13 protein-coding genes and 3 pseudogenes are annotated in these 15,793 nt (G+C 62.4%); 4 read left to right on the top strand and 12 right to left on the bottom strand.

Annotation, left to right across the window (positions count from 1 at the left end; genetic code table 11):
* The 11 genes and pseudogenes from trx-GI to mads1 form a co-directional block, all read right to left on the bottom strand.
* Entirely contained in the window at window positions 1–441 is a 441-nt protein-coding gene (trx-GI, locus tag EPAKOI_RS12460) for a heat resistance system thioredoxin Trx-GI (protein ID WP_012761376.1), read from the bottom strand.
* On the bottom strand, window positions 431–1,576 hold the full coding sequence (locus EPAKOI_RS12455) for a hypothetical protein (RefSeq protein WP_423192310.1): 1,146 nt from the start codon (window positions 1,574–1,576) through the stop codon (window positions 431–433). The genes trx-GI and EPAKOI_RS12455 overlap by 11 nt, the downstream gene beginning before the upstream one ends.
* A gap of 79 nt (window positions 1,577–1,655) precedes the next feature.
* Complete coding sequence (hdeD-GI, locus tag EPAKOI_RS12450; RefSeq protein WP_003285392.1) at window positions 1,656–2,267, bottom strand: heat resistance membrane protein HdeD-GI; 612 nt, start codon at window positions 2,265–2,267, stop codon at window positions 1,656–1,658.
* 96 nt (window positions 2,268–2,363) lie between these two features.
* Window positions 2,364–3,251 carry a heat resistance protein YfdX2 gene (gene yfdX2 / locus EPAKOI_RS12445; protein ID WP_020306400.1) on the bottom strand — a complete coding sequence of 296 codons (888 nt, stop codon included), beginning with the start codon at window positions 3,249–3,251 and terminating at the stop codon, window positions 2,364–2,366.
* A 102-nt stretch (window positions 3,252–3,353) separates the two neighbouring features.
* Window positions 3,354–4,268: a heat resistance protein YfdX1 gene (gene yfdX1 / locus EPAKOI_RS12440; protein WP_423192309.1), complete on the bottom strand. Its 915-nt coding sequence runs from the start codon at window positions 4,266–4,268 to the stop codon at window positions 3,354–3,356.
* A gap of 22 nt (window positions 4,269–4,290) precedes the next feature.
* Window positions 4,291–4,747 (bottom strand): annotated as a pseudogene (gene hsp20-GI, locus EPAKOI_RS12435) (small heat shock protein sHSP20-GI).
* A gap of 78 nt (window positions 4,748–4,825) precedes the next feature.
* A complete protein-coding gene (gene ftsH / locus EPAKOI_RS12430; RefSeq protein WP_020306398.1) occupies window positions 4,826–6,655 on the bottom strand; it encodes an ATP-dependent zinc metalloprotease FtsH in 1,830 nt (609 codons plus the stop codon).
* Between the two features lie 27 nt (window positions 6,656–6,682).
* A complete protein-coding gene (gene cls / locus EPAKOI_RS12425) occupies window positions 6,683–8,113 on the bottom strand; it encodes a cardiolipin synthase (RefSeq protein ID WP_016451635.1) in 1,431 nt (476 codons plus the stop codon).
* Between the two features lie 17 nt (window positions 8,114–8,130).
* A complete protein-coding gene (gene clpK, locus EPAKOI_RS12420) occupies window positions 8,131–10,980 on the bottom strand; it encodes a heat shock survival AAA family ATPase ClpK (RefSeq protein ID WP_016451636.1) in 2,850 nt (949 codons plus the stop codon).
* A 93-nt stretch (window positions 10,981–11,073) separates the two neighbouring features.
* Window positions 11,074–11,643 carry an Hsp20/alpha crystallin family protein gene (locus EPAKOI_RS12415; RefSeq protein ID WP_016451637.1) on the bottom strand — a complete coding sequence of 190 codons (570 nt, stop codon included), beginning with the start codon at window positions 11,641–11,643 and terminating at the stop codon, window positions 11,074–11,076.
* A gap of 32 nt (window positions 11,644–11,675) precedes the next feature.
* Window positions 11,676–11,957, bottom strand: coding sequence for a methylation-associated defense system helix-turn-helix domain-containing protein MAD1 (gene mads1, locus EPAKOI_RS12410; protein ID WP_003454941.1), 282 nt, complete (start codon window positions 11,955–11,957; stop codon window positions 11,676–11,678).
* A 274-nt stretch (window positions 11,958–12,231) separates the two neighbouring features.
* Between mads1 and EPAKOI_RS12405 the strand changes: the two are divergent.
* Window positions 12,232–12,564: pseudogene (locus EPAKOI_RS12405) on the top strand (IS110 family transposase); the annotation flags it as partial.
* A 91-nt stretch (window positions 12,565–12,655) separates the two neighbouring features.
* On the opposite strand, the pseudogene EPAKOI_RS12400 reads toward EPAKOI_RS12405, so the two are convergent.
* Window positions 12,656–13,085, bottom strand: a pseudogene (locus EPAKOI_RS12400) (IS66 family transposase); the annotation flags it as partial.
* A 139-nt stretch (window positions 13,086–13,224) separates the two neighbouring features.
* Between EPAKOI_RS12400 and EPAKOI_RS12395 the strand changes: the two are divergent.
* The 3 genes from EPAKOI_RS12395 to EPAKOI_RS12385 all read left to right on the top strand — a co-directional run bounded on the left by EPAKOI_RS12395 (window position 13,225) and on the right by EPAKOI_RS12385 (window position 15,791).
* On the top strand, window positions 13,225–14,133 hold the full coding sequence (locus EPAKOI_RS12395; protein WP_012761385.1) for a LysR family transcriptional regulator: 909 nt from the start codon (window positions 13,225–13,227) through the stop codon (window positions 14,131–14,133).
* A 539-nt stretch (window positions 14,134–14,672) separates the two neighbouring features.
* Window positions 14,673–15,431 (top strand): hypothetical protein, encoded by a 759-nt coding sequence (locus tag EPAKOI_RS12390; protein ID WP_003454930.1) that lies wholly within the window; start codon window positions 14,673–14,675, stop codon window positions 15,429–15,431.
* A gap of 141 nt (window positions 15,432–15,572) precedes the next feature.
* Entirely contained in the window at window positions 15,573–15,791 is a 219-nt protein-coding gene (locus EPAKOI_RS12385; RefSeq protein ID WP_003454927.1) for an AlpA family transcriptional regulator, read from the top strand.
* Window positions 15,792–15,793 lie beyond the last annotated feature (2 nt).

The raw sequence follows: 15,793 nt of genomic DNA, 5'->3' as shown, positions 1-15,793 counted from the left end.
TCAGCGCCCCACCTGTGCAGATGCCCAGCGCACGATGTCCTGCGCGCCCAAGGCGCCAGCCTGACGCCCGATCTCCCGCCCACCCTGGAACAGGGCGAGCGTCGGAATGCTGCGGATGCCGAACTGCGCGGCCAGGTGGGGTTCTGCCTCGGTATTGACCTTGGCCAGCCTGACCCTGGGTTCGAGCTGGCGCGCCGCTTGCTGGAACTGCGGGGCCATCATCTTGCACGGCCCGCACCAAGGTGCCCAGAAATCGACCAACAGTGGCAGGTCGCTGCGCTCCACGTGGCGCGAGAACGTCGCCGTGGTCAACTCGATGGGCTCGCCCGTGAACAAGGGCTGCTGGCAGCGGCCGCAGTTGGGATGTTCCGATAGCTTCGCAGTCGGTACGCGGTTGATGGACTGGCAATGCGGGCAGACAAGGTGAAGATCATTCTTCATGGTTCGCCTCCTTGGACCACAGTGAGGCTGCCTCGCTTCGGGTCACAGACAATGCCGACCAATCAACGCCTTGGAGCCAATCGTTCCCGTTTTTGCTTACTCCGGCCTCTTCCAGATGAGCAGCGATGAATGCTTCGGCCTGCATGAGCCACCTTCGGACAGCATCTTCCTTACTAGGAATCAGCAGGATTTCAGAGACGCTGCTGGCATTCAGCCCGTCCACACGGATAAGCAGAAAAATGCGCCGCCACAAACGCGGCATGTCCTTCAGCAGGTCGAATGCAAAAGCGAACTCGCTCGACCGATCAATCAGCTCCTCCTGTTCCGCGATCGTTGCGACATCGGGATGCTGACTGCCAGCGAAGATATCGGCCAGCTTGAGTGTGTCATCGGGCTGATAAAATTCGAAGATTTCCTCTTCCACCATGGCCTCGGCGACGTCCTGGGCATCCGGTTCGACCGGCGCGTACAGAGAAACGAATTCGCCAAATTGCCGGCTGCTTGCCACTTCGTTATCCAGGACGGCGAACAGATGCTTCAAAAGACCGGTGTAAGCCTCTTTTTCCCCCGGCACGGATTGCCATTCCACCTCAGCTCGGACAATCGCTTCATCCACCACGTCGCGCAGCGTCGGATAATCGCGCGGTAAATCGCCGACGGCCCGCAGATAAGCCAGCTCACGCCTTGCGACAGCCTCAAGTTTCGACAGTAGAGGCATTCGGGTCTCTTTGGCCTCATGGGCGGCTGACGCGGGTTTTGCAGCAATTCGCACCTTGAGCTCGCGCAAGCGCTCGCGTCGTGCTTTGCGCTTGATTTGATCCTGAGCATGCAGTCGGTCAAAATGCTTCTTGGCCTGACGGAACAACGACTGTGCGAGCATCTGCGCGAGGGGCGTCAGCTCGTCATGTGATGCAGTAACGCTGACAATCTTTTTGCCGGGCAGGTGCATATAGCCACTGGCCAGAAATTGCCGCTTGATCTTGTCGCGATCAAGGACGATTTGAAGTTGCGCTGAATCTTTAGTGTGTTTGTCGAGCAATGGCTTGAGGGCGTGCTCGATCACATTTCCCAAAGCTCTCTGCCAAGGTTCATGAAACTCTTTGTCGATAGCTCGATAGCTATATTGCATCTGCATGTATGACTCCTTCGATGTCATTTCTATGGAGGTATGAATCGAGGATGCTCATATCCATAGAATTTAGTTTGACCCGCTCTTATCCCTGGCGCGTTTTGCGAAGACGCCAACTCAAGAACAAAAGCGTGACACCATAGACTGCCGCATAGAAGCCCAACAGCCAGCCTGCGGCCAGGAATGACTCGACCGGACGGGAAAAAAATATCCACAAGACGATAGCGCCAAGGACAATCGAGAGCAGTCCACTGAAGGCAAGCCAGATTTCACCCTTGATTTCTTGACGCAGCCGAACGGCGGCGGATATCTCCAGCACACCGGTGAAAATCGCCCAGAACCCCACGCTAGCCCATAAAAAAGAAGCCATGACCATCGTGGCGACCCAAGGAGCAACCAGGACGACGACGCCGGTAAGTATGCCGACAATGCCGCTGAACAGCAGCCAGCCCCAGCGCTCTTTTTTCTGGATATGGCGCACCGCTGCAACCAAGTTGAAAGCGCCATTGACCAAGGAAAATGCGCCGAACACTAAGGTCATGGCCAACAGAGCCGATTGTGGCATCCAGAACGCAAGGGCTGCGAAAATCAATGCCAAGACACCGCGCAACGCAAAAATCCACCAATTTTCGGTCAATGAACACAGTGTTTTGGTGGGCTCATCCGCACTGGAATCGGTGATGGTGTCTGTATTCATGCTATATCTCCTAAAGATCTAATGGGGTGAAAAAGCAAACACTCCTGAGCCAAGAGAGGGGCGCGACGCGCCCCTCTTACGCCCTATCCAGCGGTTTCAGATCAACTTGGACAGCTTTGCCTTGATTTCATCGAGCCAGCCTTTTCCGCCGCCTCCCCCAGCCGTCTTTTGCTTGACTTTCTTGAGTTCAGCATACAGGGGCTCAAAGTCCTTCTTCTTTCCATAGCCCAGCAGTTCTGCCATTTCCAACTGCTGCCGCGCTTCGTTCAATAATGTCTCCAGGCGCTCATTGGACGCTTCGCTCCGCTGACCATCTTCTACCAAGGTCTCGGCGCGCTTCAGGAGCAGCCTGGCGCGCAGGGCGGGCAGCGGATGCACGCTGCGCGTCTCGACCAGCGTGCTGAGCGCTGCCTGCAGCGCGGCTTTGGCTTCTTCAATCTTGCCCTGATCGATCAGCGGCACGACTGACTTCACGGCTGCGGGATAGGACGCCAGAGGGATGTTGGTGACCGCGATCACGATTTCACTGGCCAGCAAAGCCAGCACGTGACGTGCCTGTTGCACCTCGCCATGTTTGAGGGCATCCAGCGCCTCGTCGGTCATCGCCTCAATGGTTTCCGTGTTGGCGAACAAGTCGTGCACGATGGTGCGCACATCAACGGGGGCCAGGGCGAGCGTGGGTTCGCGCGCAACGATCAGCTCCAGCTTTCCCGTCACTTCGGCCAGCGTTGCCAATGCGCGTGCAGCGTCCTTTCCGTCAAGTGCGGCCAGCGCTGATTTGGTCAGCGCCAAGGCCGAGACGGCCTCATCGAGGACTTGTTTACGTTTGTCTGCCGCCTGCGAGTCCGTTTCCTTCTGAACCTCAGGCTGTACCTCCGTGACGACTTCAGCCTTGGCCTCTGGACTGACAGGAAGGCTGCTTACCGCGGCCTGTTCGTTTATTTCTTTGTTCGTCGCATTGGGATTCGATGTTTGCTCATTCATGGTGATATGCCTCGTGTGAGTTAGTGAAAATAGGCGAATCTATTGGGGCTGACTGCGAACATCGCGAGACTGACCGACCGAACAGTCGGCCCCTTCATCACCTCAAAACAGCTTTTGGAGGCGCGTCTTCAACTCGTCGAACCATCCCTTGCCGCTTTTGCCACTAGCCGACTTTTGCTCAATGGACTTCACATGATCGAAGATGGGTTTGAAATCCGCCTTCTTGCCATAACCCAGGATCTGCGCCATCTCGATCTCCGTGCGCACGGACGACAGCAAGGTGCTGAGCTCCTCGTTCTGCTTGGCATCGCGCTTGTCGGTCTCGGCCAGCTTTTCAGCTTTTGCCATCGCGGCTTCAGCCCGTAGCACGGGCAGAGGAAAGGCGACCGAGGTCACCACCAGCGTGTTCAGTGCTCGGGCGAGTTCCGCCTTGGCGTCGTCGATCTTGCCGCTGTCGATGAGCCGTGCGGCCGACTTGATCGCTGCCGGGTACGTTGCCATCGGCAGGTTGTCGGTTTCGATCACGATTTCGCTGGCCAGATTGGCGACGATGGGCCGGGCCTTTTGCAGCTCGCCATCACCCAAGAACTCCCGAGACAACTTGACCGCCTTCTTCACCGATTCCACGTTGGCGTGGATATCGTGGGTGATGACGCGTACATCGACCGGCGCCAAAGCAAGTTTGGCGTCGCGTGCCAATACCAGTTCCAGCTTTCCGCTGGCCAGTTCCAGCGCAGCGAGCGCCTCCTTGGTCTTCTTTGCATCAAGGAGTGTCAAAGCCTCCTGGGTCTTGGTGAGCGCCGTGATGGCGTCCTGAGTGAGCTCAGCACGCTTTTTTTCGGCTTCCCGGGCGGCCTTGTCATCTACCTGTGGCTGCGCCGCCTTGGAAGCGGCAGAGGGTGCTGCAGCACCTGGGCTAGAACCTGCCGCCGATTGGGCCAGAGCCGGTCCGCTCAGTCCGACGACGACCGCCAGGGCTAGTGCGGAGAAGGTTGATTGGGGCTGTTTGATATTCATGATCTTGGGCTCCTAATTAAAGTTAGTTGACTGAGATTTCAATCTGTTTCGGTTTGGCTTGCTCGGCCTTGACAAGCCGCACTCCCAGCGCGCCGTCTTTCATCAGCCGTCACCTTGGTCGGATCAACGTTGTCAGGCAAGACAGAGCTGCGCACAAAGCGGCCATACGCACGTTCGATGCGGTGGAACTTCTTGCACTGCTTCTCTTTTTCCAGTTTGCGCTCGCCGCTGATGGTGAGCACGCCGTTTTCCGCGCTGACGCGCGCGGCATCCTTGGGGACCTCCGGCAGATCCAGCTTGAGGAGGAATGCGTTCTCATCCTCGCTGATGTCCACCATTGGTGCCCAGTCCGCCGTGGTCATGGCTTCGTTGCCGGTACGGGCGCCCTGTCGCTGGGGTATTCGTCCGAACATCGTCGCCAGGCCGTTTTGCAATTCATCCAGTTCCCGGAAGGGGTCCCACGGAGTCAATGCAGACATATCGGTTCTCCTTGAACAATGCCGGCGAATTGGATGACGCACCGAACAGAGCCGCCGGCTTACTCTGAATAGCGCCTACTACTTTTCGTTTCCATCAAGAACAAGTCCTTGGGTCAATTGAAGGATGTCGTTCTCGTCGAGCGTTTCCCGCGCCAGCAGTTCGCGCGCACAACGCTCCAGCACCGCGCGGTTGGTGTCGAGGATCCCGTAGGCGCGCTCGAACACGCCCATCACGATGTCGCGGATGGCCTGATCGATGCGCGCCTGGGTCGATTCGGCCACCCGGCAGCCGCCGTGGGCCAGTTCCGGTGTATCGAGAAAGCGTGGCCGCTGCGCCTCGAAGGCGATGTAGCCCAGTCCTTCGTCCATGCCAAAGCGGGTGATCATGTCGCGGGCAATGTCGGTGGCCCGTGCGAGGTCATCGGCAGCCCCGGTGGACAGCTCGCCGAACACGAGCTTCTCGGCCGCACGACCGCCCAGCAGCACGGCGATCTTGTGTTCCAGATCGGCGCGCGTCATCAGGAAGCGGTCTTCGGTGGGGCGTTGCAGCGTGTAGCCCAGCGCGCCGATGCCGCGCGGGATGATTGAGATCTTGTGCACGGGGTCGGTGCCGGGCAGCGCCAGCGCCACCAGCGCATGGCCCATCTCGTGATAGGCCACGGTTTCCCGCTCCTTGGGATTGAGTACTCGGTTCTTCTTCTCCAGGCCCGCCACGATGCGCTCGATGGCGGCGGTGAAGTCCTGCAACTCCACGGCGGACGCTTTGCGCCGGGTCGCGGCCAGCGCGGCCTCGTTGACCAGGTTCGCGAGGTCTGCACCCGAAAAGCCCGTGGTCAGCGCAGCCACCTGTTCGAGATCGATATCCTGGGCCAGCGTCACCTTCTTGACATGAACCTTCAGGATGTCCAGCCGTCCCTTCTTGTCGGGCCGGTCCACCAGCACCTGACGGTCGAAGCGACCGGCGCGCAGCAGCGCCTGGTCGAGGATTTCGGGGCGGTTGGTGGCGGCGAGGATGATCAGCCCGACCGAGCTGTCGAAGCCGTCCATCTCCGTGAGCAGCTGGTTGAGGGTCTGCTCGCGCTCGTCGTGGCCGCCGATGGGGCCGCCGACGCCGCGCGCGCGGCCCAGCGCATCGAGCTCGTCGATGAAGATGATGGCCGGCGCCTGCCCGCGGGCCTGCTCGAACAGGTCGCGCACGCGCGCTGCACCCACGCCGACGAACATCTCGACAAACTCTGATCCGGAGATGGAGAAGAAGGGCACCGCCGCCTCGCCGGCAACAGCCTTGGCCAGCAATGTCTTGCCGGTGCCCGGTGGGCCGACCAGCAACACGCCCTTGGGAATGCGCGCCCCGAGCCGTCCATACTCCTGCGGATTCTTGAGGAAATCGACGATCTCAACCAACTCCGCCTTGGCCTCATCGACACCCGCGACATCGGCAAAGGTGACGCCGGTGTTCTTCTCCATGAACACCTTGGCGCGGCTCTTGCCGATGCTCAGGAAGCCGCCCATGCCCTGCTTCTCGGCGAAGCGGCGGAACAGGAAGAACCAGACGCCGAAGAAGGCCACCGCCGGCAGAATCCAGGAGAGCACATCACGTAGCCAGGTGCTTTCCACCACCCGCGCGTAAGGCACGTCGTACTTGGACAGCCGCTCGGCCAGGTCGGGTTCGACGCGAGTGGCCACGATGGTGGTCTTGCCCCGGCTGTCCGGCGATTTCAGGCGCCCGGTGACCGTGCGGTCCGACACCAGCACTTCGGCGACGCGCCCCTCGGCCAGCGCCTTCTCGAATTCGCTGTAGGGCACGGGCTCGACGGTCTTGGCCGCCTGCCAGTAGTTCTGCAGCGTCAGCAGCAACAGGCCGGCGACGATCCAGTAGCCAATGTTCCATTGATCTTTCTTTTCCATGGGCAATGTTCCTCGCAAGTCGTGCCGCTAGAGAATGGGGGTGAACAGACGGGCCACCCCGTCGCGCAAGCGGATGGCCAGCGGGCGGGCGCGCAACGCCATGGCCGATATCTCGTTCGATGCATCACGGGCGGCATCAAAAAGGGATTCCAGCCGCGTAGACAGCGCGGTGTCGTACACCTCCACATTGAACTCGAAGTTGAGGCGCAGGCTGCGCGCATCCCAATTGGCCGAACCCAGGCAGCACCACTGGCCGTCTATCAGCATCAGCTTGCTGTGGTCGAACGGGCCCGGCCGTTCGAAGATGCGCATACCGTGCTCCAGCACCTGCCAGTAGTGGGCGCGTGCGGCCCATTGCACCGTGGGATGGTCGCCGTTTGCGGGCGTCAGCACGTCGATACGCACGCCGCGCAACGCGGCCGTGCTTAGCGCCGCGATCATCGGCTGATCGGGCACGAAGTAAGGTGTCCAGATGCGCACCGAATGCTTCGCCGCGCTCAAAGCGCCCATGAAGGTCCAGCGCAGCCGGTCCAGGGCCTCATCGGGACCGGCCTCGATGCCGCGCGCCCAAGAGGTTCCTTGCTCATCAGCCGTTGCGGGCGGTTCGCCCCAGAGACCCTCGTTGAGCCGCTCGCCCGTGGTATCGCACCAATCGTCGGTGAAGCACCGCATCAGATGCGCAACCACCGGCCCGCGCAGACGAAAGTGCAAATCGTGACAGGCCCGGCCCGGCGCATCGGGCCGCCAATACGGGCTGAAGATGTTCATGCCGCCGGTGAAACCCGTCTCGCCATCGATCACCAGCAGCTTGCGGTGATTGCGCAGATGCGCGGCATGCAGGCGCGCGGGAATCAACGTCGGGTTGAACGTCGCCGCCGGAACGCCGGCGCGCTGCAAGGCGCGGTAGGCGCTGCGGGGCGTCCAGCGGGCATACACGTCGTCGATCAGCACCCGCACTTGCACGCCGCGCTCATGAGCCCGGCGCAGCGCATCGACGAACTGCGCCCCGATGCCTTGGCTGTCGAAGATGTACGAGGCCAAGGCGACGCTGTACCGCGCCGATTCGATGGCGGCGAGCATGGCCGGGTAGGCCTGCTCGCCATCGACAAGCGGCTCGATGCGGTTGCCGCTGGTCAGCGACTGGCCGGTGGCGCGTCCCACCAGGTGGGCCAGACCGGCAAGCGGCGGCGATACAGCCTCGGGCATCGTGGGCGAGAGGTCCTGCCGAACAGCAGGATCTGCCCCCGGGAAGAGCCGCCGCGCCCGCCGCTGGTAACGGTTGATGCCGAACAGCCCATACAGCAGCGAACCGCCCAGCGGCAACAAGGCGATCAGCAGTACCCACAGCGTGGCCGATCGAGGGTCACGCTTGTAGATGACCGCGTGCCCCGCTGTGGGGATAGCGACCGCCAGCGACACGAGGGTGGCTGCCCATGTCAGCCCGTTGGGGTCGGACACGACAGCCTCCCCATGACTCAAGATTCGCCGCCCGCTGACTTCTTCTTGCGCGCAGGCTTGCTCGCGTCGCTCGGCGGCGTCTCGGCCGCGTTCGCGGCATCGGGCTTCTCAGGCTCGGCCGGCTTCGCGGGTGGCTCCTGGCGCTCGAAGACCACCCGTTCGGCCTTGTCGTCCCAGCGGGCGCTGGCGTGATCGGCCTTGCCGATACCGCCACCCAGCATCTCGCGCGCCAGTGCCGTCTCCAGCTCGCTGCGGATCAGCCGCTTGAGCTCACGCGCGCCGAACTCGGGCTTGTAGCCTTCCTCCGCGAAGTGATCGATCAAGGTCTGATCGAAGGTCAGCGTCACGCCCTGGCTGGCGGCGTTGCGGGCCACACGATCGAGCTGCAGGCCGACGATATGGCGGATCTCCTCCTTGCCCAGCGCATGGAAGACGATGATCTCGTCGATGCGGTTGAGGAACTCGGGGCGGAAGTGTCCGCGCAGCACGTCCATCACCTCGCCCTTGGTCTTCTCGTATTCCTCGCCGGCGGCGCCACGGGCCTTCAGCCGACGCTGGATGATGTCCGAGCCCAAGTTCGAGGTGGCGATGATGATGGTATTGGTGAAATCCACCACCCGGCCCTTGCCGTCGGTGAGCCGCCCGTCGTCGAACACCTGCAGCAGGATGTTGTAGACGTCGGGGTGAGCCTTCTCGATCTCGTCCAGCAGCAACACGCTGTAGGGTTTGCGCCGCACCTTCTCGGTGAGCTGGCCACCCTCGTCGTAGCCGACGTAACCCGGAGGCGCCCCCACCAGGCGTGCCACGGTATGGCGTTCCCCGTACTCGGACATGTCGATGCGCAGCAGAGCACCTTCATCGCCATAGATGGACTCGGCCAGCGCCTTGGCGAGCTCGGTCTTGCCCACACCCGTCGGCCCGAGGAACAGGAAGGTGGCCACTGGCTTGCCGCCTTCGCGCAGGCCCGCGCGCGCCAGACGCACGGCATCGGCCACCGCGCGCACCGCTTCGTCCTGGCCCACCAGGCGCTCGTGCAGCCGCTGCTCCAGATGCAGCAGCTTCTCGCGTTCTTCCACCGTCAGCTCGTTGACCGGAATGCCGGTCAGGCGCGAGACGATCTGCGCGACATGCTCGGCTTTGACTTCGGCGCTACCCGAGGCGCGCTCGCGTTCCCATTCCTCGACAAGCTTCTTGAGTTCGGCCTCTTTGGTCTCGATGTGCTTGCCCAGCTCGGCGGCCTTGTCGTACTGCTTGCGCGAGGCCACATAGTCCTGCTCACGCCGCAGCTGGTGCAGTTCGGACTCCAGCTCTTGTACGGCCACTGGGCGGGCCGTGGCCGACAGCTTCACACGTGCGGCCGCCTGGTCGAGCAGGTCAATTGCCTTGTCGGGCAGAAAGCGGGCGGTGATGTAGCGGTCGGACAACTCGGCGGCGGCGATGATCGCGTCCTCTGTGATACTGACCTTGTGGTGCGCCTCGAACGTGTCGCGCAGGCCGCGCAGGATCATCATGGTCTGCGCTACCGTCGGCTCGGGCACCATCACCGGCTGGAAGCGACGCTCCAGCGCGGCGTCCTTCTCGATGTACTTCTGATACTCGTTGAGCGTGGTGGCGCCGATCAGGTTCAGCTCGCCGCGCGCCATCATCGGCTTGAACACGTTGGCCACGTCCAGCCCGCCTTCGCCGCCACCCTGGCCGGCACCGACGATGGTGTGCACCTCGTCGATGAAGAGAATCAGCTCACCCTGGTGCTCGGTCACTTCCTTGAGCACCTTCTGCACGCGCTCCTCGAACTCGCCGCGGTACTTGGCGCCTGCCACCATGGCGTTGATGTTGAGTTCGACCAGACGCTTGTCGCGCAGCGTCTCGGGCACTTCGCCGGCGACCATGCGCTGCGCCAGCCCTTCGACGATGGCGGTCTTGCCGACGCCGGGCTCGCCGATCAGCACCGGGTTGTTCTTCTTGCGCCGGGCCAGCACTTCGATGGTCGTCTCGATCTCCTGCGCGCGGCCGATGACCGGATCGAGCTTGCCCTCGCGCGCCATCTTGGTGAGGTCGCGCGAATACTTGTCGAGTTCCGGCGTGTTGGTCGGCGTCTCGGCGCGGCCATCCTCGGCCCCTTTGCCGACCACCTTGCTTACCTGCTGGCGCAGCGCTTGCGGCGTGAGGCCGTAACGGCGCAGCAGGTTGGCCGCCAAACCTTCGCCTTCCTCGGCGAGCCCGATCAGGAAATGCTCCGGCCCGACATAAGAGTGGCCGAGTTCGTTGGAGGCCACGAAAGCACGGCTGAGCGCGTCCTTGACCCGGGGCGACACGCCGATCTCGCCCTCGAACGGCTTATCGCCGCGCTTGGCTTCGGATTCGATCTGGCGCTTGAGGTCATCGACCTTGATCTTGAACTGCCCCAGGATGGTCTTGACCACGTCGCTGTCGGATAGCGCCAGCAGCAGGTGTTCGGTATCGACTTCGGCGCGCCCGAACTCTGCAGCGTGTCGGGCGGCCTCCTGCAATAGGGCCTCGGACTGTTCGCTGATACGGCTGGCGAGCCCACTGCCGCGACGGCGCGCGGTGCCCGTACCGGCCGGGGCGGGTTCGCCGAACGAGGCATCGACGACCTCGTCGGTATCGGCCGCCATGGACGGTGCGTCGTCACCGATGCGGAAGAAGTCGCTGCCAAGGAAGTCTTCGAACAGCCCGCTGCGCGAGCCGAACAAGGCTTCCAGCGGTGAGACGGTGCGCTTTTGCTGGCGCACCAGTTGGCGATAGTGATCGTCACACAACAGCATGGTGCTGTGGCGACCATTGAGATTGGCTTCCACCCGCACCGTGGCGGGCTGGCCGCAGACTTGGCATTGTTTTCTGGCCATGCTGATGCTCCTGTAAAGATTGATCTGACGAGGCACCGCCGATCACGGTGCCTCATCTCTTTGTGGTTTTTGAGAAAAACGCGCTGCCCCGCGTCAGCCGTTGATCGGGATCGAGCGCCCCTGCTTGGGCGTACTGGCCTCGCGCTTTTCCATCGTGATCGTGAGCACGCCGTTCTTGAAAGCGGCCTTGATCGTGTCCTGGTTGGCATCGGCCGGCAGATTCAGAGCGCGCTGAAAGCTGCCGTAGGAGCGCTCCACCCGGTGGAAACCACCGTCTTTGCTTTCCTGCTCCTGACGCTTTTCACCGCGCACCAGCAGCACGTCGTTGTCGAGCGTGATCTGGATGTCTTTTTCCTCGATGCCGGGTACTTCCAGGGCGATCTTGTACTGCTTGTCGGTCTCCTGGATGTCCAGCGCCGGCTTCAGCATGCCCGGCCAGTCCGACGGCCAGCGTGGCATGGCCAGCGTCGGGAAACCGAAGCCTCGAAACGCGTCGTCGAACAGGCGGTCGATCTCGCGATGCAATTGCAGGATGGGACTGACGGGCCCACCCGCCACCGGCAGGTCATTGCGCTGCACCGGCAGCGAGGCAGTGCTCTGTTGTTCTTCCTGCTCCTTTTTGAACCAGTTCCAGGGAGCCAATTTCTTGAAATCAATGTCCATGTCATACCTCCAGAAATCAATTGAAGACTCACTCAATCCGCTTGCCTGCGGCTATGGATAGCGCGCCCAGGCAACACGGGATGTTTCGCTGACTTCGGCTGCTCATCTGTGCGTATCACCTCCTTCTTTCTGCCTGCTTGGATCTGATCATTGATCCATTGATCGATTTCACTTTGACGAAACCGCCACGTCCCGCCGACCTTGAAGGCCGGAATTTCCCCGTGCGCGGCGAGCCGGTAAAGCGTCCGCTTGCCGACCTTTAAGTAGGTAGCCAACTCGTCGAGTGTGAAGATCGCCTGCTGGCGCGCTGTCATACCACCCCCACATGTTCCGTCGTCACGCGGCCTCGCTCGAGGAAGTTCTTGCAAGACTTTGCAAGATAGTGCGCCTAAAATGCCGAAAGTCAAGAGTCAACATCCAGCGATCTGCTGGCCGATCGATGTGAATCAATCGTAAGCAGCGAGGAAACAAATGTTGGCTGCCGCCGCGATGGTGCTCCCCAAGTCGTCAATCTGTAGCCATGTGAAGGGGAAGTCCATGAACGAGATTGCCCGAGTCGGGGTGGATCTGGCCAAGCGGGTTATCTAGGTGCATGCGGTGGATGCGCGCGTGGTGGTTGCCAAGGCGCTGGCCGCTGACAAGTTTGCGGCCTGGTGCGTGGAGCTGCCTCCCGGCTGCCTGGTGGCCCTGGAGGCCTGCGGCGGTGCGCATCACTGGGCACGCAAGCTGCGCGGCTATGGGCTGGATGCGCGGCTGATTGCAGGCCACTTCGTCACGCGCTACCGCATGGCCGGCAAGGGACGCAAGAACGGTGCGGCCGATGCCGCAGCGATCTGCGAGGCGGCAACCCGCCCGCACATGCGCTTCGTGCCGGTGAAGCCGCCGGCGCAGACGCTGCTGACCACCCATCAGCTGCGCAAACCTCCCGATTCACTCACGCAGCTGATTCCTGCTTGCCTAGGGACGACCGTGTAAGCGGCAGATGGTCGGAGTCCTTTGCGACCAGCACCTACGTGAGCAGCCCGGAGGTGGGGATGCCCTTGGCGATGATCTCCGCCGGGACTGGCGCCTGGGTCAGCGTTCGGCACCTGTGCGCAGGTCCACTTGCCGCGGATGTGGCACTCTACCGTGAATACGCCCGGTGTGTTGTCCAGCTTCTCGCTGATGCGCTTGAGCGCACAGCCGCACGCGCAGCGAGTGTTCTCGGGCTCGTGGTGGCAGTCCACGCGCGGCAGGTCCGCCGGCAAGGCGGTGCGCTTAGGCATCGCGCCAGGCGTAGCCGGCGGCTTCTTCTTGCCCAGCAGTTCCTGGAGCTGCGCCTCAGCCGCGGCAAGGTCGGCGTCCAGAGCCTCGTCGAACAGCGCGCGTTGTTCGGCATCGAGCTGCTCGCTCTTCTTGCCGAACTTCAGGCGTCGCAGCTGGGCGATCTCGAACGAGAGCTTCGCCGTAGGCGCTGACATGGGCGAAAAGCATCCGAGCATCACCCCCCAGGATGGCTCTCATCTCGATACAGAGGTGAATCCTCCGCACTATTCGGCTCCCTACGATGATATGGACTGATCACATCGGTAGGGAGAAAGCATGAACTTACGCCATCTTCGCTGCTTCATCGCCGTAGCCGAGGAACTGCACTTCGGCCGGGCTGCTCGACGGCTGCACATCGAACAGTCTCCACTGTCGCGCACGATCCGCCAGATGGAGGCGGATTTAGGGGTGCCGCTGCTCAACCGCTTGCCACGCAGTGTTCGTCTCACACCGGCGGGACAGGTCTTCCTCGAAGAAGCCCGGCGCGTACTGCTGGCCTTCGAGCAAGCGCAGACCAAGGCACGCGCCGCAGCGAACCAGCGGAACACGCTGCGCATCGCACTATCTGGTGACATGGGGCAGGCCCGCTTGTCGGCGTTGCTTGCGCTTTGCCGCGAGGAGGCACCACAGGTCGGCATTCGGATATTTGAAACGCCACTGGCGCAGTTGGTGACTGGACTGCGCAACGACTTGTATGACGCAGGTTTTGCATTGGCTGGTGAAATGGACGCCGGCATCGTCGCCATGCCGGTGTGGCGAGACCCGCTGGTGGTGGCTTTGCCCGCCAGGCATCCGCTGCTGGCTTTCAAGGAAGTGCCGCTGGAGGAAGTGGCGAGCTATCCGCTGGTGCTGTGCGATCCCCAGGTCTGCGAAGGTTGCAGCCGGCAGCGCGAACGGCTGCTCCGCACGGTGGATGCGCAGCCGACGGTAGCCGAGTACGTCAAGACCCATTCCCTGATGCTGGCCCTCGTGGCCGCCGGCTACGGCGTGGGCTTTTCGAGCGCGGCGCATCTGGCGGGTTGCCATCAGGCCGATGTCGTCGTGCGGCCGCTGGCCGACGAGACCGCTTCGCTGACGACCTATCTACTGCGACCCGAAGGCGAAATCATGGAGCCGCTGCGGCAGTTCATCGACCGCGTGGAGCGTGTCGGACGCCCGCAAGGCACCGATCAACGCCCGATGTGACGCGGGGATTTTGGACGGTACGATTCCCTTTCGGTCTGGACCTTGACCCGCATTGCATCGGCGGCCGACCTTTTGCGTCACGGGCATGGATGGCGAATCGGGCCTATCCACCCGGCATCAAGCAAGGCACCTTCAAGCTGTCGAGGTCACAGCAGTGACGCAGAACGCATGAGCCCTTGCTGGATGCAAACCGGCTCAGCCGGAAGTCGCATTGGCGCTTTACCCCGCCCGTATTCCTACGAAAACTTTGCCCTGGTTTTCCGGTCAAGCGCAGCATCCCTTCCTGATCGAACTTGGATGCGCGGCTTTTCAGACCGTTGCGCCGGTAACAAGATTTTTCGCAGGTGCATTATGGTTGAGGTGTAGCGGGCACCGCAAGAAGGTTTGCCCCCTGCGTAACGCTCGGCGACATCGCCGCACCCAACGTCCACCACGATGCCGACCGGCTCGCGCTTCATCGGGTTCTTTGGGCAATCGCTGCGCCCATGTGGGCCGCGCGCGCTTGCCATGTGTCGATCCGACGATGGGAAGAGCGCGATATGCCGAAATCGAGCAGCCACGCCTTTGGCGCAAAGACGTACTACCGACCGATCGAGGCGGCCGTCCGCTGGTGCGGTCTCCTGCGCTTCGAGCAGCGTATTCTGGAAGCGCTGGAGCAGCGTGCCATGCCGGAGCCCGGCGAATTCCCGCGCTGGCCGCTGCTGCGCCTGTATGCCGAGCGCATCTTCGACGCGCTGACGCATGGCGAATTGCCCGGTGGCAAGGCCGGCATCGTGCTGGACTCGCAGCGGCCGGCGCTCGACGACCCCGAGCTGACCGTGCGCCACGTGGACTTGAAAGCGTGGATGTCGCAGTTCTACCCCGGCGATCGGCCGGGGTTTTTGTTTGACGGCATCGAACGCGCGGTGCATCCGGCGGTGAGCGTGGACACGCTCAACATTCTGCTGGCCGATCGCGAAGCAGCGAAGTCGCAACTTGCCGAACTTGCCCTGGTGCATGAAACGCTGCGCACCGCGCACGAAGCACTGGCGAAGGAACATGCCACGCGCGCGGCCAACGACGAACAGGCGCGCGAGCCTGGCCTGCGCAGCGAGACGACTTACCTCAACATCATCGGCGGACTGCTGACGCTGCTGCTGGGCAATTCGCCGTCAGGCGCGGCCTATTCGTCGTTCCGCAGCATGGATGCCGTGGTCAGCGCGCTGATCGCACACCATGAGGGGCGGCCGGGTCTCAGCGAGCGGACGCTGTGGAGCAAGCTCGCGCAGGCGCGGCGCCACCTGGAGGCGTCGCGCTGACGACGCGGCCAGCATGATGCCGATGCGGCGCACTGCAATTGCAGTCGCTGCTTCTGCAATTGCAGTGATTTCGGCGACCGCGGTGTATTGAATACGAGGCACTTTCCGAACAGCGCCAGTGAGCGTCAAGGAGTGTCTCTCATGTCTTCGCAGACCACCGCGCCGGCAGTGCCGGCCGAGCACCGCATCCTGCGTCGCGCCGAAGTCGAGGCCAAAACCGGCTTCAAGCGCGCGCATATCTACAGCCTGATGAAAGAAGGCAAGTTCCCCAAGGCGCTGCGCTTGGGCGTGCGCGCCGTGGGCTGGGACTCGGCGGAGGTCGAGCAATGGATCGCCGATCGCCTCGATGAGCGCGCCTGACG

It is taken from the genome of Cupriavidus sp. H18C2, assembly GCF_049393795.1.
GTDB classification, from domain to species: domain Bacteria; phylum Pseudomonadota; class Gammaproteobacteria; order Burkholderiales; family Burkholderiaceae; genus Cupriavidus; species Cupriavidus pauculus_C.
This window is presented reverse-complemented; position numbering and strand designations above follow the sequence as displayed.